At 43.2% G+C, this 17,877-nt stretch carries 15 protein-coding genes and 1 other annotated feature (1 of these 16 only partly in view); of the genes, 9 read left to right on the top strand and 6 right to left on the bottom strand.

Going from position 1 to position 17,877, the window contains the following annotated elements; genetic code table 11:
• Positions 1-57 (top strand) — a sequence feature (Thr leader region) (it extends 65 nt beyond the left edge of the window).
• A gap of 24 nt (positions 58-81) precedes the next feature.
• Genes thrA through thrC form a run of 3 tightly spaced genes read left to right on the top strand, consistent with a single transcriptional unit; the run spans position 82 to position 4,770 of the window.
• Positions 82-2,541: a bifunctional aspartate kinase/homoserine dehydrogenase I gene (thrA, locus tag PR833_RS06495; RefSeq protein ID WP_014656818.1), complete on the top strand. Its 2,460-nt coding sequence runs from the start codon at positions 82-84 to the stop codon at positions 2,539-2,541.
• Between the two features lie 3 nt (positions 2,542-2,544).
• On the top strand, positions 2,545-3,474 hold the full coding sequence (thrB, locus tag PR833_RS06490) for a homoserine kinase (RefSeq protein ID WP_004926720.1): 930 nt from the start codon (positions 2,545-2,547) through the stop codon (positions 3,472-3,474).
• Positions 3,475-3,477: 3 nt separating this feature from the next.
• A complete protein-coding gene (thrC, locus tag PR833_RS06485) occupies positions 3,478-4,770 on the top strand; it encodes a threonine synthase (protein WP_004926722.1) in 1,293 nt (430 codons plus the stop codon).
• A 122-nt stretch (positions 4,771-4,892) separates the two neighbouring features.
• Here the strand turns inward: thrC and PR833_RS06480 are convergent, their stop codons facing one another.
• From PR833_RS06480 to yaaA, 4 genes are all read right to left on the bottom strand, one after another.
• Positions 4,893-5,450 (bottom strand): hypothetical protein, encoded by a 558-nt coding sequence (locus PR833_RS06480; RefSeq protein WP_004926724.1) that lies wholly within the window; start codon positions 5,448-5,450, stop codon positions 4,893-4,895.
• Between the two features lie 61 nt (positions 5,451-5,511).
• Entirely contained in the window at positions 5,512-5,730 is a 219-nt protein-coding gene (locus PR833_RS06475; RefSeq protein ID WP_004926727.1) for a hypothetical protein, read from the bottom strand.
• 310 nt (positions 5,731-6,040) lie between these two features.
• Positions 6,041-7,036, bottom strand: a complete 996-nt coding sequence (locus PR833_RS06470) for an aldo/keto reductase (protein ID WP_004926737.1) — start codon at positions 7,034-7,036, stop codon at positions 6,041-6,043.
• Positions 7,037-7,227: 191 nt separating this feature from the next.
• On the bottom strand, positions 7,228-8,004 hold the full coding sequence (yaaA, locus tag PR833_RS06465; RefSeq protein WP_004926740.1) for a peroxide stress protein YaaA: 777 nt from the start codon (positions 8,002-8,004) through the stop codon (positions 7,228-7,230).
• 284 nt (positions 8,005-8,288) lie between these two features.
• Between yaaA and tal the strand changes: the two genes are divergently transcribed.
• Both tal and mog read left to right on the top strand, forming a co-directional pair.
• Positions 8,289-9,242 (top strand): transaldolase, encoded by a 954-nt coding sequence (tal, locus tag PR833_RS06460; protein WP_272525978.1) that lies wholly within the window; start codon positions 8,289-8,291, stop codon positions 9,240-9,242.
• 309 nt (positions 9,243-9,551) lie between these two features.
• Positions 9,552-10,130, top strand: coding sequence for a molybdopterin adenylyltransferase (gene mog / locus PR833_RS06455; RefSeq protein ID WP_004926746.1), 579 nt, complete (start codon positions 9,552-9,554; stop codon positions 10,128-10,130).
• Positions 10,131-10,185: 55 nt separating this feature from the next.
• On the opposite strand, the gene satP is transcribed toward mog, so the two are convergent.
• The gene (gene satP, locus PR833_RS06450) at positions 10,186-10,752 is read right to left on the bottom strand and encodes an acetate uptake transporter (RefSeq protein WP_014656816.1); all 567 of its coding nucleotides are present in this window, start codon (positions 10,750-10,752) and stop codon (positions 10,186-10,188) included.
• A 335-nt stretch (positions 10,753-11,087) separates the two neighbouring features.
• On the opposite strand from satP, the gene dnaK reads away from it, so the two are divergent.
• Both dnaK and dnaJ read left to right on the top strand, forming a co-directional pair.
• Positions 11,088-13,007 carry a molecular chaperone DnaK gene (gene dnaK / locus PR833_RS06445; protein WP_004926752.1) on the top strand — a complete coding sequence of 640 codons (1,920 nt, stop codon included), beginning with the start codon at positions 11,088-11,090 and terminating at the stop codon, positions 13,005-13,007.
• A 110-nt stretch (positions 13,008-13,117) separates the two neighbouring features.
• A complete protein-coding gene (gene dnaJ, locus PR833_RS06440; protein ID WP_004926754.1) occupies positions 13,118-14,254 on the top strand; it encodes a molecular chaperone DnaJ in 1,137 nt (378 codons plus the stop codon).
• Between the two features lie 59 nt (positions 14,255-14,313).
• Here the strand turns inward: dnaJ and PR833_RS06435 are convergent, their stop codons facing one another.
• A complete protein-coding gene (locus tag PR833_RS06435) occupies positions 14,314-15,162 on the bottom strand; it encodes an EamA family transporter (protein ID WP_272525977.1) in 849 nt (282 codons plus the stop codon).
• A 392-nt stretch (positions 15,163-15,554) separates the two neighbouring features.
• Here PR833_RS06435 and nhaA point away from each other — a divergent pair, with 392 nt between their 5' ends.
• Together nhaA and nhaR are read left to right on the top strand one after the other, a co-directional pair.
• A complete protein-coding gene (gene nhaA, locus PR833_RS06430) occupies positions 15,555-16,727 on the top strand; it encodes a Na+/H+ antiporter NhaA (protein ID WP_004926760.1) in 1,173 nt (390 codons plus the stop codon).
• Between the two features lie 183 nt (positions 16,728-16,910).
• The gene (gene nhaR, locus PR833_RS06425) at positions 16,911-17,834 is read left to right on the top strand and encodes a transcriptional activator NhaR (protein WP_014656815.1); all 924 of its coding nucleotides are present in this window, start codon (positions 16,911-16,913) and stop codon (positions 17,832-17,834) included.
• Positions 17,835-17,877 lie beyond the last annotated feature (43 nt).

Genomic DNA, 17,877 nt, shown 5'->3' with positions numbered 1-17,877 from the left:
ATCCAAAAAATAAAAAACGAAAAAGCCCGCATCCAATCAGATGTGGGCTTTTTTTTGGTGTTAAATCAGGAGAGAAATACCATGCGTGTGCTTAAATTTGGCGGTACTTCGGTTGCAAATGACGAACGAGTACTGAATGTTGCTGACATCGCTGAAAGTAAATTGGCCGATGGGCAAGTGGCGTTGGTGCTATCTGCACCAGCAAAAATCACTAACCATTTGGTCGCAATGATTGATAAAACGGTTGCAGGTCAGGATGTCATCACGCATGTGAATGATGCAGAAATGATTTTTGCGAACTTATTAAAAGGATTAAAAGAAAAACAACCCGGTTTTGATTACGATAGACTGAAAAAACTCACTGAACAAGAATTCGCACAGATCAAACAAGTACTGCATGGTATTACTCTTCTAGGCCAATGCCCTGATAGCATTAACGCCTCAATTATTTGCCGTGGTGAAAAACTCTCTATTGCCATTATGGAGTCTGTGCTAACAGCACGCGGGCACAAAGTCACGGTGATTAATCCTGTCGAAAATTTATTAGCCGTCGGTCATTATCTTGAGTCCACTGTTGATATTAATGAGTCAACTAAACGTATTAAGGAATTAAACATCCCTAAAGACCACTTTGTATTAATGGCGGGTTTTACTGCGGGGAATGATAAAGGCGAATTGGTCGTATTAGGGCGTAACGGCTCCGATTATTCCGCGGCAGTATTAGCGGCTTGTTTACGTGCTGAATGCTGCGAAATTTGGACCGATGTGGATGGGGTATATACTTGTGACCCACGTTTAGTGCCTGATGCACGCCTATTAAAAGGGATGTCCTATCAAGAGGCGATGGAGTTATCCTACTTTGGTGCAAAAGTACTGCACCCGCGCACCATAGCACCAATCGCACAATTCCAAATTCCTTGCCTTATCAAAAACACCACTAACCTCAGTGCTCCGGGTACATTGATCGGGGATGGACAAACAGATGACAGCACCCCTGTTAAAGGGATCACCAACCTGAATAACATGGCGATGATCAACGTTTCAGGCCCCGGCATGAAAGGAATGGTTGGTATGGCCGCACGTATCTTCTCTGTGATGTCACGTAAGGGGATCTCGGTTGTACTTATTACGCAGTCATCATCGGAATACAGCATTAGCTTCTGTGTGCCTCAAGGGGAATTAGTACGTGCACGTGCTGCCTTGGAAGAAGAATTCTATTTAGAATTAAAAGATGGCGTCTTAGACCCTCTTGATGTCATGGAGCAGTTAGCCATTATTTCGGTCGTTGGCGACGGCATGCGTACTCTAAAAGGGATTTCAGCGCGTTTCTTCTCGGCATTAACACGCGGTAATATCAATATCGTGGCGATTGCCCAAGGTTCGTCTGAACGTTCAATTTCGGCAGTCATTGCCAATGAAGCAGCAACCACGGCGGTTCGTTTATGCCATCAAATGCTATTCAATGCTGAGCAAGTCATTGAAGCCTTCATTATCGGTGTGGGTGGGGTAGGAAACGCACTGATTGAGCAAATCCATCGTCAACAGCAATGGCTGAAACAAAAGCATATCGATTTACGCGTTTGTGGGATCGCCAACTCACGAGCAATGTTGACGAATATGCAAGGCATCTCTCTTGATAATTGGAAAGAAGAGTTGGCGCAAGCGACCGAGCCGTTTAGCCTGAGCCGCTTGATCAGATTGGAGCGTGAATATCACTTTCTCAATCCAGTGATCATCGATTGTACTTCTAACCAAGAAATTGCCCAGCAGTATGTCAGTTTCTTAAAAGACGGCTTTAACGTTGTGACACCTAACAAAAAAGCTAACACCTTATCAATGGAGTATTACCGCCAATTACGCTCCGCGTGTGAAGTATCAAAACGTAAGTTCCTTTATGACACTAACGTTGGTGCGGGGTTGCCTGTGATTGAAAACTTACAGAATCTCCTGAATGCGGGTGATGAGCTAGTTCACTTTAGCGGTATTCTTTCTGGATCACTCTCCTTTATTTTTGGCAAACTCGACGAAGGGATGTCTTTATCTGAAGCGACGGCTCTAGCTAAAGAGAAAGGGTTTACCGAGCCAGATCCTCGCGATGATTTGTCAGGCATGGATGTCGCACGTAAGCTGTTGATCCTCGCGCGTGAAGCCGGCTATGAATTAGAGCTAGAAGATATTGAAATCGAACCCGTATTACCTGCGGAGTTTGATAGCAGTGGCGATGTGACTGAATTTATGGCTCGCTTACCGCAACTTGATCAGCCGTTTGCAGAGCGTATAAAAGCAGCAGAAGCAGAAGAAAAAGTGTTACGCTATGTCGGATTGATAGAAGAAGGACGCTGCCAAGTGAAAATCGTTGCGGTTGATGGCAATGATCCGCTCTTCAAGGTCAAAAATGGCGAAAACGCATTGGCTTTCTATACGCGCTATTACCAGCCAATTCCTTTAGTACTCAGGGGCTATGGAGCAGGTAATGATGTTACCGCAGCCGGCGTATTTGCAGATATGTTGCGTACTCTATCATGGAAATTGGGAGTCTAATAAGTGATTAAAGTTTATGCGCCCGCTTCAATTGGTAATGTTAGTGTCGGGTTTGATGTCTTAGGCGCGGCGGTATCGCCAGCAGATGGAACGCTGTTAGGGGATTGTGTCACTGTTGAAGCGGCTGAGAGCTTTTCTTTGACGAATAAAGGCCGCTTTGTCGCAAAATTACCGAAAAAAAATGAACATAATATTGTTTACCAATGTTGGGAACTGTTTTGCGAACGCTTTGGTAAACCGCTTAATGTTGCGATGACTCTCGAAAAAAACATGCCTATTGGTTCAGGGCTTGGCTCCAGTGCATGTTCTGTTGTTGCGGCACTGATGGCACTGAATGAGTTTGCCGGTCAGCCTTTTGATGAGACCACGTTATTAAGTATGATGGGGGAGCTAGAAGGGCGTATTTCAGGCAGTGTACATTACGATAATGTGGCTCCTTGTTACCTAGGTGGCTTACAACTGATTATTGAGCAAAACGGAATTATTTCTCAACCTGTTCCCGCTTTCGAGAATTGGTATTGGGTGATGGCGTATCCGGGGATCAAGGTTTCTACCGCGGAAGCGCGAGCTATTTTGCCAAATAGTTATCCGCGCCATGATATTGTTAATCATGGGCGTTATTTATCGGGCTTTATCCATGCTTGCCATACAGGCCAACCAAAGCTTGCTGCGACTATGATCCAAGATGTCGTAGCTGAACCTTATCGAACACAGCTACTTCCTGGGTTTGCCGAGGCGCGTAAGAATGCTTATGAAATTGGTGCACTTGCATGTGGTATTTCTGGTTCTGGGCCGACACTATTTGCCATTTGTGATGATAAACAAATCGCTGAAAAAATGGCCGATTATCTACAACAACATTATGTTCAAAATGATGAAGGCTTTGTGCATATCTGCCGTTTGGATCTCACAGGGGCAAGGACAATAGGGTAAACAATGAAACTGTATAACTTGAAAGATAATAGCGAGCAAGTGAGCTTCGCACAGGCAGTAAAACAGGGATTGGGCAAACAACAAGGTCTATTCTTCCCGCAAGATTTGCCAGAGTTTAGCGCTGCTGAAATTGATGAGCTACTAAAACTGGATTTTGTCACTCGTAGTAGCCGTATTTTAACGGCATTTATTGGTGATGAGATCCCTGAAGCTGAGCTGGCGGCTCGCGTCAAAGAAGCTTTTGCATTCCCTGCTCCTGTTACTCAAGTTGAGCAAGATGTAGCGACACTAGAGCTATACCATGGTCCAACACTCGCCTTTAAAGACTTTGGTGGCCGTTTTATGGCTCAAGCACTTGCCCAAGTTGCTGGTGACCAGCCTGTGACTATTTTAACTGCAACCTCTGGGGATACAGGGGCGGCGGTTGCACACGCATTTTACCGTTTAAATAATGTGCAAGTGGTTATTCTCTATCCAGAAGGTAAGATCAGCCCACTACAAGAAAAGCTCTTTTGTACCCTAGGTGAAAACATTCACACGGTTGCAATCAAAGATGACTTTGATGCCTGCCAAGCCTTGGTCAAACAATCTTTTGATGATGAGGCGCTGAAAAAAGCATTGCATTTAAACTCAGCGAACTCAATCAACATTAGCCGTTTGTTAGCACAAATTTGTTACTACTTTGAAGCGGTTGCTCAAATCCCTGCTGAGAAGCGTGAGCAACTCGTTATTTCTGTTCCAAGTGGTAATTTTGGTGATTTAACTGCGGGCTTACTTGCTAAATCGCTGGGCTTACCGATTAAACGCTTTATTGCTGCAACTAACGTCAATGATACGGTTCCTCGTTACCTTGAAGGTGGGGAGTGGAAACCACATCAAACCGTTGCGACTTTATCGAATGCGATGGATGTGAGCCAACCTAATAACTGGCCGCGTATTGAGGAGCTATTCCGTCGTAAAGGGTGGTCTCTGAAAGAGCTTGGTTATGGAGCGGTGACCGATGAGGTGACTAAAGAAACGGTGCGTGAGTTAGATAAAAAAGGGTATGTATCTGAGCCGCACGCAGCTGTCGCTTACCGTGTTTTACGCGATCAATTACAAGATGGTGAGTATGGTTTGTTCTTAGGAACGGCGCATCCCGCTAAGTTTAAAGAGAGTGTAGAGGCGATTTTGAATAAACAACTTCCTCTACCAGAAGCTTTAGCTGAGCGTGCTGAGCTACCTCTGCTATCACACTTTTTGCCGTCGGATTTTGCGAAGCTAAGGGCTTTCTTAATGGAACGTGCACCTAAATAGCGATTTCTGGATCCATGAAACGGAAGCGATATGCTTCCGTTTCTATTTATCGTAATGATAATAGTTCATTGATTCAAATATTGATGACACGATGAGATCACGAAAGTCGGTATAGTAGAGGACTAGTGCGTAGAGCGATTTGAACTTGCACCATCTAGGCCGTTTCTGCCACCATTTGGTCCACCAAGACCTCCTTTACCCCCTTTTCCTCCTTCTGGGCCTGCATCTCCACCGTTGCCGCCATTGCCACTTCCTGAACCATGACCGCCGTTACCACCGTTGCCACCATGACCCCCATTCCCCCCGTTTCCGCCGTGACCATTTCCTGTACCATTACCGCCATTACCCCCGTTACCGTAGCCGTCACCATTACCGCCTCGGCCCCCGTTCCCGCCATTGATTCCGCCACTACCGCCATTACCACCATTACCGTTACTGCCGGGCTGTGCATGGCCCCCATCTCCTCCATTACCATTATTGAGTCCATTGCCCCCATTACCGCCGTTGGCACCATTACCTCCATTTCCACCATGATTCACATAAAAGATATTGTGCTCACTCGAAATCGCATGTGGTGGCGTTGTGCTGTGTAGTGGATTGTTGTAACTGAGTGAATGGCTTGATATTGCGGGAGTTAAGAAAAATAGCGTGCTGATAGTGAGAAGCCATTTTCGTTGCATAGTTTCCTCCGACCCCCCTCCATTTAGAAGGGGGGAATAATCATATAAGATTACGAGTTAATTACCGACCATTACCACCGTTGCCGCCATTGCCACCGTTACCACCATTGCCGCCGTTACCCCCGTTTCCGCCATGACCACCGTTACCACCATTGCCAAAGTATTGGCCCGATACTGAGGTCGGATCCATTAGCATATCAAGGAGTTGATATTGAGGAAGAGAAGCGAAAGATAATGCAGGGGTAAACAGAGAAGCGATAAGGATATGTTTTATTTTCATATAATATTCTCTTGGTTAAATGAATTAAACAAACTGCTATTTCAGTTTATTTGTTCATTTTTATTTATCAATAAAAGTGGGCTTTTAGAATGTGTTGTATTTAAAATATCCTGATTTATAAGAGATTATTTATTTAAATGGTGAATTAATTTAATATATTCCTTCAAATAATATTAAATTAATTTATTGACTTGTGATCAGCAAAAAAAGAAGCCACGAGACAGTTAATCACTGTTTTTGTGTTGAGGGGGGAAGTTGGTATGGCGCTGCCACTTCATACTCGGAATACAAAGGAGCAGCGGATAAGCGCTTAAATGGCGTCTTCTAAGATAAGTTCAATGGTTTTTAGCTCTTCAGGTGTAAATTCGCGGTTTGCCATCATACCGAGAGCGTCATCAATTTGGCTAACTCGACTTGCACCAATGAGCACAGAGGTGATCCTATCATGGCGTAATACCCAGGCTAGGGACATTTGGCTCAATTTTTGGCCTCTTTGCAAAGCAAGTTCATTCAGTTTTTTCACCCGAGCGAGTACCGCGGAGGTTAGCCTTTCTGGGGGAAGAGAAGGGTTGCTTGCCGCCCTTGAATCGGCAGGAATACCGTTTAAGTAACGGTCGGTAAGTATGCCACCTGCAAGCGGCGAATAAGCTATGGAGCCGACGCCTTCATCTTCAAGCACATCAAGTAATTCATCTTCTGGATCACGGACTAACATGGAATATCTAGGTTGATGGATTAGGCAAGGCGTACCTAATTGGTTAAGGATCTCAATCGCTTCTTTTGCAAGCTCGGCAGGATAGTTAGAGATCCCAACATACAGAGCTTTACCTTGGCGTACGATCAGATCAAGGGCGCCCATTGTTTCTTCAAGAGGAGTATCAGGATCTGGGCGATGGTGATAAAAAATATCAACATAATCTAGACCCATGCGTTTTAGGCTTTGATTAAGGCTGGCAATTAAATATTTTTTACTGCCCCAATCACCATAAGGGCCATCCCACATGGTAAAGCCAGCTTTTGATGAAATGATCATTTCATCTCGGTAAGGTAAAAAATCTTGTTGGAGTATTCGTCCAAATAGGCTTTCTGCTGCGCCCGGCGGAGGACCATAATTATTGGCGAGATCAAAGTGGGTGATCCCATGGTCAAAAGCATACCTTAACATGGCTCGGCAGTTATCCGGGGATTTGTTGTCACCAAAATTGTGCCAAAGACCTAAAGAGATTAGTGGGAGCCTTAACCCGCTGCGACCACATAGGCGATATTCCATATCCGTGTAACGATCAGTATTTGCAATATAAGGCATACTTCACCTCCAAATAGTTGGCAGAGACCTAAACGATACTGACACAAATGTCATTTTCGCTATGGTGAATCAATGCTAATTTTTAACCAAAATACAAATTTTTAGTAAATATGTGATGGAGGATAAAAAAGAGACAATATTGCCGAGTCGTGAGTCAGGTGATCACACTAGCGACCACCTTATTTAGGGGATTAATGTTGTTCAGGACGGGTAAAGACCAGCTCATTTCCTTTGGATTGGCTCTCATCGAATTGGTAACCTTCAAGGTTAAAATCAGCCAATTGATCTGTTTTGGTTAGCTTATTTTGAATAATAAAGCGGCTCATCAAACCACGTGCTTTTTTAGCATAGAAACTGATCACTTTATATTTGCCATTTTTTTCGTCAAGGAAGACCGGTTTTATGATGACACCATCTAATTTTTGGCTATTAACGGCTTTAAAATATTCATCTGAGGCAAGGTTGACTAATACATGATCGCCTTGATCTGCAAGCGCTTTGTTGAGCTTGTCGGTGATGATATTGCCCCAAAATTCATACAAATCTTTGCCTCGAGGGTTTTTTAGGCGCGTTCCCATTTCAAGGCGGTAAGGCTGCATTAAATCGAGAGGGCGTAATAAGCCATATAGCCCTGATAAGATACGCAAATGCTGCTGGGCAAACTCAAAGTCCTGTGCAGAAAATGTTTCAGCTTGCATTCCTGTATACACATCCCCTTTAAATGCAAGAATAGCTTGGCGCGCATTTTCAGGCGTGAAATCCGCATGCCACTCACCAAAACGTGCAGCATTGAGGCCAGCCAGTTTATCGCTAATTTTCATTAAGCTTGAGATGTCTGCTGGAGATAGTTTGCGGCAAACCTCAATCAGTTGCTGTGACTCATTCAGTAATTCAGGCTGTGTGAAAGAGTGTGTTGCGAGCGGGCTTTCATAATCTAATGTTTTGGCAGGTGAGATTGTGATGAGCATAGCAAGATCCCTATAATAAAATGACGACGACCACTTTAACAAAAATTGCCATTAAATAGCTAATCGGTGAGATAAGTAAAAACAATTTTTCTATTTTGTCGTACTGTGATTATGCTTATTCGAAGCTAAAAGGATTCAGTTTTAATTTAAATTGCGAAAACGATTGCATATCAATTAGTTGCTATAGAATAGTTTTAGTCGCTTGCAGCAACTTGGATGCGTGATATTATCATTGTACGGTGCGGCGTTTGCCTCAATTCCTTTATAACAACGAGATTAAAGAAATGACCGATAAATTAACCTCCTTACGTAGTCTGACCACCGTTGTTGCTGATACTGGCGATATTGAAGCGATGAAGCTTTATAAACCACAAGATGCGACAACTAACCCATCTTTGATTCTAAATGCAGCACAAATTCCTGAATATCGTAAACTGATTGACGAAGCGGTCGAGTGGGCCCGTAAACAAAGCAGTCATCGTGAACAGCAGGTTGTTGATGCTTGTGACAAATTGGCAGTCAACATCGGTTTGGAAATTCTAAAACTGGTTCCAGGCCGTGTTTCAACGGAAGTTGACGCACGTCTGTCTTATGATGAAGAAGCGTGTATCACTAAAGCGCGTCGTCTGATTAAGCTGTACAACGAAGCGGGTATCAGTAATGACCGTATTCTGATTAAGTTGGCTTCAACTTGGCAAGGCATCCGTGCAGCTGAGAAATTAGAAAAAGAAGGCATCAACTGTAACTTAACCCTACTTTTCTCTTTTGCACAAGCTCGTGCATGTGCGGAAGCAGGTGTTTATCTGATTTCACCATTCGTTGGTCGTATTCTTGACTGGTACAAAGCGAATACCGATAAAAAAGAGTATGCACCGCAAGAAGATCCAGGTGTTATTTCTGTGACTGAGATCTATAACTACTACAAAACCCATGGTTACAAAACCGTCGTTATGGGCGCAAGTTTCCGCAATGTTGGTGAGATTTTGGAACTGGCGGGTTGTGATCGCCTAACGATTTCACCTGCACTGTTAAAAGAACTCTCTGAAGCGCAAGGCGAAGTTGTTCGTAAATTAACTGACTCTGGTAAGACAAAAGAGCCAGAAGCTAAACTGACTGAATCTCAGTTCTATTGGCAGCATAACCAAGATCCGATGGCAGTAGATAAACTGGCTGAAGGTATCCGCAAATTTGCTATTGACCAAGAAAAACTGGAAAAAATGATCGCAGAGCTACTGTAATTTCTGCCTTCACTTTTTATGAGAACCCAGTGTCTTCACTGGGTTTTTTGCATTTTGGAGCAGTAAGTACCAAATACAAAAGAGCCCCTGATAAGCAACCTGAATATTATTTAACTAAATGAAATCATTGACGACGCGGCTAATGCTGAACGGCCTACATTTCTTCATGTATTTTCACTAAGCAATATCGCGATACTTAGCACTGAAACCTTATATTTCCCATGATATGATAACCTACGTATTAATGCGCGTGATTTGCGGGGGCTGCCCGCAATGAGCACTTTTTATTGGTTATTTATTGAGGTTTGTATGGATGAATTGCGCATAGGTTTGGTTTCAGTTTCTGACCGTGCTTCAAGTGGTATTTATGAAGATAAAGGGCTCCCATCCTTAGAAGCATGGCTTGCGAAAGCGCTGACAACACCTTTTCGTATTGAAACTCGCCTGATCCCTGATGAGCAAATCATGATAGAACAAACATTATGTGAGCTAGTGGATGAGTTTGCCTGCCATTTAGTACTGACAACTGGTGGTACAGGCCCCGCACGTCGTGATGTCACGCCGGATGCAACATTAGCGATTGCCGATCGCGAGATGCCTGGTTTTGGTGAACAAATGCGTCAAATTAGTTTAAAATTTGTGCCAACGGCCATTCTTTCTCGCCAAGTGGGGGCGATACGCAATCAAGCATTAATCCTCAACTTACCAGGTCAACCTAAAGCCATTGCAGAAACACTGGAAGGGTTAAAGGATGCGGAAGGGAATGTCATCGTCTCTGGGATTTTTGCTAGTGTGCCTTACTGCATTCAACTGCTCGATGGGCCTTATGTCGAAACGGATCCGAGTGTTGTGAAGGCATTTAGGCCAAAGTCGGCGATCCGCTCTTAAATCATGATTATTAAGTCAGGTGAGGTTCACTCACCTGACTTGCTTACGACGACGATTAACAGCGCTGCCCTATTGGTAAAACAGTTTTGCCATATTGCTCATTCAACACTTCAGCCATTGCTAAGTAGAATGCACTTGCGCCACAAACAATCCCTTCAAAGCCTGCGATCGTTAAAATAGTGCTATTGCCTGTTAAATTACCGATGGCTAACAATGCAAACAGTACGGTTAAGCTGCCAAAAACAAATTGCAAAACAAAATTAGCTTTTAATGTTCCAAGGAACATAAAGAAGGTGAAGACTCCCCAAATCAGTAAGTAAACCCCTAAAAATGCAGGTCCGGTTGGCTCTGCTAAGCCCAGCGTGGGCAAAAATAATAGGCCAACTAACGTTAACCAAAACATCCCGTATGAGCTAAAGGCTGTTGCGCCAAACGTATTTCCTTTCTTATATTCAATAAGTCCGGCTATCACCTGAGCAATACCACCATAAAAAATCCCCATGCTCAAAATCACTGATGAGAGAGGGAAAAAACCTGCATTATGGAGATTGAGCAGAATTGTAGTCATACCAAAGCCCAATAAACCAAGTGGACCCGGATTAGCAATAGAGCTGGATTGCATATAACCTCTGGTGAAAAATGATTAAAATTCAAAAAGATATAAAATTTTTTGCCAGCTTGTTTAGGTTGGCGGCGAATCATACGCAGTTTTTTTTGCTGAAACAATGATCGAAAGACAGGTTTTTTTGCAAAAAATATGAAATTTTTTTAAGTCATCCCCTTGATGAATGAATTTACGACCCCATCTTTAAAGCATCACTCGTTATCAGTCGAATAATTGTGTAAAGCAAAAAAATTGAGCCTCGGAGTAAAAACTCCCTTGAAAATGAAATATTGAGCCTCATATAGATTGGTAATGAAATTGAACAAAAAAGAATTCCTTTGGAGGCGTTTTAGATGGGTAAAATTATTGGTATCGACTTGGGTACAACTAACTCATGCGTTGCAATTATGGATGGCACAGCTGCTCGTGTTCTTGAGAACAGCGAGGGTGATCGTACTACTCCTTCCATCATTGCGTACACACAAGACGGTGAAATTTTGGTCGGTCAGCCAGCAAAACGTCAGGCAGTGACTAACCCTGAAAATACATTATTTGCGATCAAACGTCTGATCGGCCGTCGTTTCCAAGACGAAGAAGTTCAGCGCGACGTGGCTATTATGCCATACAAAATTATTGCGGCAGATAACGGCGATGCTTGGTTAGATGTAAAAGGCCAAAAAATGGCTCCACCACAAGTTTCGGCTGAAGTTCTGAAAAAAATGAAAAAAACAGCAGAAGATTACTTGGGTGAGCCAGTAACAGAAGCTGTTATTACTGTTCCTGCATACTTTAACGATGCTCAGCGTCAAGCGACAAAAGATGCTGGCCGTATTGCTGGTCTTGATGTTAAGCGTATCATCAACGAACCAACAGCCGCAGCATTGGCTTATGGCTTAGATAAAGAAGTGGGTAACCGTACTATCGCAGTTTATGACTTAGGTGGTGGTACATTTGACCTATCAATCATCGAAATTGATGAAGTTGATGGTGAAAAAACATATGAAGTGCTGGCAACCAATGGTGATACTCACTTAGGTGGTGAAGACTTCGATAACCGTTTGATCAACTACTTAGTTGAAGAATTCAAAAAAGACCAAGGTGTTGACCTACGTAATGACCCGCTGGCAATGCAACGTCTGAAAGAAGCGGCTGAGAAAGCGAAAATCGAACTTTCTTCTGCACAGCAAACAGATGTTAACCTGCCGTACATTACAGCAGATGCAACAGGTCCTAAACACATGAACATCAAAGTGACTCGTGCGAAATTAGAGTCACTGGTAGAAGATTTAGTTAAACGTACCATGGAGCCTGTTAAGGTTGCGCTACAAGACGCTGGCCTAAGCGTAAATGACATCAACGATGTTATTTTGGTTGGTGGTCAAATCCGTATGCCTTTGGTACAAAAAGCAGTTGCTGATTTCTTTGGGAAAGAACCACGTAAAGACGTGAACCCAGATGAAGCCGTTGCAATAGGTGCAGCAGTTCAAGGTGGTGTGTTAGCGGGTGATGTTAAAGACGTGCTGTTACTTGACGTAACGCCACTGTCTTTAGGTATCGAAACAATGGGTGGCGTGATGACTCCGTTAATTCCGAAGAACACCACTATCCCAACGAAACATAGCCAAGTGTTCTCAACAGCAGAAGACAACCAAGCTGCAGTAACAATCCATGTTCTGCAAGGTGAACGTAAGCGTTCCGGTGATAACAAATCACTGGGTCAGTTTAACTTAGATGGTATTCAACCAGCACCACGTGGTATGCCACAAATCGAAGTTACGTTTGATATCGATGCTGATGGTATCTTGCATGTATCAGCGAAAGATAAAAACAGTGGTCGTGAGCAAAACATTACCATTAAGGCTTCTTCCGGTCTGAACGACGAGGAAATCGAAAAAATGGTACGTGACGCGGAAGCGAACGCTGAAGCAGACCGTAAATTTGAAGAGTTAGTTCAGGTTCGTAACCAAGCTGACCAACTGATCCACGGTACGCGTAAGCAAATTGAAGAAGCAGGCGATAAACTGCCAGCAGAAGATAAAGCGAATATCGAAAAAGCAACATCTGAGCTAGAAGCAGCAATCAAAGGCGAAGATAAAGCAGATATCGAAGCGAAGATCCAAGCTTTAGTAACTGCTTCAGCTAAACTTCTGGAAATTGCACAACAACAAGCTCAAGCTGGCTCAGCAAATGCTGGCGCAGGCGCAGAAGCGAAGAAAGATGACGATGTTGTTGATGCTGAGTTCGAAGAAGTTAACGATAAAGACAAAAAATAATGCCCTTAGCGGGCGCAGTGACCTTGCTAATGGTTATTAATGGTTACTGATACCGAACACGGGCGTCGAGGAAACTCCACGCCCGTGTCGGCATGTTAAGGGTAAAATAAATGGCGAAAAGAGATTTTTATGAGGTCTTAGGCCTCGAAAAAAATGCTTCAGATAAAGACATCAAACGCGCATATAAGCGTTTAGCAATGAAGTATCATCCTGACCGTAATCAGGATAAAAAAGATGAAGCAGAAGCTCAATTTAAAGAGATAAAAGAAGCTTACGAAGTCCTGTCCGATGAGCAGAAGCGCGCAGCTTACGACCAGTATGGCCATGCTGCCTTTGAGCAAGGTGGCATGGGCGGCGGCGGTTTTGGCGGCGGTGCTGATTTTAGCGATATCTTTGGTGACGTCTTCGGTGATATCTTTGGAGGTGGCCGCAGACAGCAGCGCCCAAGCCGTGGTTCTGATTTACAGTACAACATGGAGCTGACCCTTGAAGAGGCTGTCCGTGGAGTGACCAAAGAGATCCGTATCCCAGCTTTGGAAACCTGTGATGTCTGCCATGGTAATGGTGCTAAACCGGGAACCAGCGTAGATACTTGCCCAACATGTCATGGTATGGGTCAGGTACACATGCGTCAGGGCTTCTTCTCTGTACAGCAACCTTGTCCAACTTGTCATGGCCGAGGCAAAATTATTAAAGATCCATGCAACAAGTGTCATGGTCATGGCCGCGTTGAACGCTATAAGACCCTATCAGTGAAAATCCCAGCAGGGGTAGATACTGGCGACCGTGTTCGTTTATCCGGTGAAGGTGAAGCTGGGGAAAATGGGGCACCAGCAGGGGATCTGTTTGTTCAAGTTCGTGTGTTACCACACAGTATTTTTGAACGTGATGGCAACAACTTACATTGCGAAGTTCCGATTAACTTTGCGGTTGCGGCATTAGGTGGTGAAATAGAAGTCCCGACCCTTGATGGTCGCGTCAAACTGAAAATCCCAGCAGAGACCCAAACCGGTAAAATTTTCCGCATGAAAGGCAAAGGCGTGAAATCTGTTCGTGGTGGTATGCAGGGTGATCTCATGTGCCATATTGTCGTTGAAACACCAGTTAAATTGAATGAGAAGCAAAAAGAGCTACTCAAAGAGTTTGGAGAATCACTCGGTGGTACGAGTGGCGAAAAGAATAGCCCACGCTCAAAAAGCTTTTTAGACGGCGTGAAGAAATTCTTTGATGACCTAACTAACAAATAATAAATTAAACGGCCCGCTTAGTTGCGGGCTTTTTTTTGAGATTAGTGCCTTTCTTTGTATTAATGGCTTAGCTTCGCGAGTAACACACCAGCTAAAATAATCATACAAGCAGTAACGCGCATGAAGTTGAACCTCTCTTTTAAGAAAACGATAGATAAAAACATCGCGAAAAGTACGCTGGTTTCTCTGACCGCAGCAACCAAAACGATGGGGGCTTGGCTCATTGCCCAGATAGCAATGCCATAACTCACTAACTGCATTAATCCACCAATTAAACCAGAGCGCCAATACTGTTTGATACCTTGAAACAGGGTTTTTTGATATTTCAAAGCGCCCGAGAGAGTAAGTACTATGCCGTTAAGCAAAAATAGCCATAACGTATACACGATAGGATCTTCGCTAGCCCGAGAGCCTTGCCCATCGGATAAGGTATAGCAGGCGGTAAAAAAAGCAGTGCACAGTGCGTAAAAGAGTGCTTTTCCTGTGATATTGAGCGTCAGCTTTCTTCCGGCAAACGCAATAATAATCACCCCACTCATAATGAATAGGATCCCAAGTAGCCCAATTAAAGAGATCATTTCATGGAAGATTAGCAAACTGAGTAAGGCAGTAATAAGCGGTGCAGAACCTCGAGAAATGGGATATATCTGCCCTAAATCACCATGTGTATAGGCTTGGCTTAAAAAATAGGCATAGCCAAGATGAAAAAGGAGTGATAAGGCTAACCAAGGTATGGCATGAACGGAAGGCAACCCCAACACAAACAGTGCCGGTATTGCTAACACCGCAGAAAATAATGAGATCATGACTAAACCGAAAAAACGGTCATTACCGAATTTTACGATGGCGTTCCAACTGGCGTGACAAAATGCTGCAAATAATACAGCGAGCAAAACATAGGTTGTCATAATACGAATAGGTGAAATAGGTTGTCATTCAGTATTACGTAATGAGGCTTTTTTGTGAAGGGCTTACGAGGTTGATTGTCACTCACTGGATGGTGAAGCTTTATTTTGTGAGCCGGCACGAAAAAGAGCGTTTACTCTAAAAAAGTGGCTAGTGGTTGATCTGTTAAGCATATTATCTTAATAAACGGGATGTGTACTGCGATTGCGTAAAAAAGAAAAATATGGATTCAAATAAATTTGTCTATATTTAAATTTAACAGTAATTAAACAAAAAGAGTGAGTAATTTCTCATATTGCTCGAGAATGTCGAATCATTACTGATAAATAAACGACTTTTTACGAACTAATGATTAGCATAATATTAACACTCTGTTTATTTTGGGGTTAAATATATGACAGCAATCATCCGTAAATTTTTAAGGTTAGAAGCAGCGGGAGGGCTACTCCTAATTATTGCTGCCATAGTCGCATTAATTATGGCGAATTCGCCAGCTCAGGGACTATACCAGCAGTTTTTAGATATACCTATCTCCGTTAAGATCTCATCACTAGAGCTCGATAAGCCATTAATTCTATGGATTAATGATTTTTTGATGGCGATTTTCTTTCTTGTCGTCGGTCTTGAGGTTAAACGAGAACTGCTTGAGGGGTCGCTTGCAGGGAAAGATAAAGCTATTTTTCCTGCTGTTGCAGCGCTAGGTGGGATGTTAGCACCTGCACTCATTTATTTGCTGTTTAATGGCGCTGATGATATTACACGCCAAGGTTGGGCAATACCCGCAGCAACAGACATCGCCTTCGCCCTAGGGGTTATGGCGCTTTTAGGTAAGCGAGTGCCAACAGAGTTAAAAGTCTTTTTATTGGCACTAGCGATTATTGATGACCTTGGTGTCATTGTGATTATCGCATTCTTCTATACCAGTTCGTTATCTTTAGTCGCGCTTGGTTTAGCGGCTTTATGTGTGGCATTACTGGTTATCATGAATTGGCGGCGAGTTGAAAATACCGCAGCTTATTTAGTTATCGGGCTGATCCTTTGGGTTTGTATTCTTAAATCAGGCGTGCATGCAACTCTCGCGGGGGTCATTGTCGGTTTCTTGATACCACTGCATGGCACAAATAATACAAAACCGTCAGAAGAGCTTGAGCATGTGCTACACCCTTGGGTTGCTTATATGATTTTACCGATATTTGCTTTTGCCAACTCAGGTGTTCAATTAAACGGCGTCACGTTTGATGGATTGATGAGTACATTACCTTTAGGGGTTGCGGCAGGTTTACTTTTTGGTAAGCCTTTAGGGATTTTTCTCTTTAGTTGGGTTTCGGTAAAACTTGGGTTTGCAAAATTACCTGAGTCCATTAATTTGAGGCAAGTATTCGCAGTATCTGTTTTATGTGGAATCGGTTTTACTATGTCTATCTTTATTACCGGACTGGCATTTGATGGGTTGGATGATAGCTATAGTACCTATTCAAGACTAGGAATTTTACTTGGATCAACATTAGCTGCCTTTTTAGGTTACTTTTTGTTAAAGGTAGTGTTACCGAAACCTCAACAAAAATAGTGATTGTCTGAATTCCAATAAATTCAGAAATAAATAGTAAGAAATTCCGAGTTAATGGACTATGATATACCCGCAACACACCTTTTTTGTGTTGTGGGTATATCTATATAACTCCTGCAAAAGGAGCAGTGAAAAATAGTATGGTCAGTATTGATTATTATTGGCGGTACAGAAGGAATCGATATGCGGGTTTCACACCTTAATTTTAACCACCTTTATTATTTTTGGCATGTCTGTAAAGAAGGGTCTGTCGTTGGGGCGGCTGAAGCGTTGTATTTAACCCCTCAAACCATTACCGGGCAAATAAAAGCATTAGAAGAGCGGCTAGGCGGTAAATTATTTAAGCGCCAAGGGCGCGGTTTAGTTCCCTCAGAGCTTGGGCAACTCATTTTTCGCTACGCTGACAAAATGTTTATGTTAAGCCAAGAAATGCTTGATATTGTCAATTATAGCCGAGAATCAAATTTGTTGTTTGATGTCGGTGTTGCTGATGCCTTATCGAAACAGTTAGTAAGTCGAGTTTTAGAAACGGCAGTTGTTGAACATGAGCAGATCCATCTTCGCTGCTTTGAATCGACTCATGAAATGTTGCTTGAGCAACTGAGCCAACACAAACTTGATATGATTTTATCTGATTGCCCAGTCGATTCATCACAGCAAGAAGGCCTATTTTCTGTGAAGTTAGGCGAGTGCAGTGTGAGTTTCTTTTGCCGCGACCCTGCACCTAAAAAGCCATTCCCTGAATGTTTAGAAGAGCGTCGTTTGCTGATCCCTGGTCGCCGTTCAATGTTAGGACGCCACTTATTGACTTGGATCCGTAATAAGAATTTGCAAGTTGAAGTACTTGGTGAATTTGATGATGCTGCTTTAATGAAAGCCTTTGGTATGCATCACAATGCAATCTTTGTTGCTCCCTCATTATATGCCGCGGATATTTTGGGAGGGGAGGATGTTATCGAACTCGGTCGGTTAGATAGCGTTAAAGAAGAGTATTTTGTCATTTTTGCGGAACGCATGATCCAACATCCTGCGGTTCAGCGTGTCTGTAACAAAGATTTTTCCAATCTGTTCTCAGCGCCATTTGATAAGCTTGAGAAAAAAGTTTAACAGACAAAAAAACCGGCAGAAGCCGGTTTTTTTAGCTAATCAA

The sequence above is a fragment of the Providencia sp. PROV189 genome (assembly GCF_028480065.1).
Taxonomy (GTDB): Bacteria; Pseudomonadota; Gammaproteobacteria; order Enterobacterales; family Enterobacteriaceae; genus Providencia; species Providencia stuartii.
The sequence above is the reverse complement of the archived record's forward strand: the minus strand, read 5'-3'. Positions and strand labels throughout refer to the sequence as shown.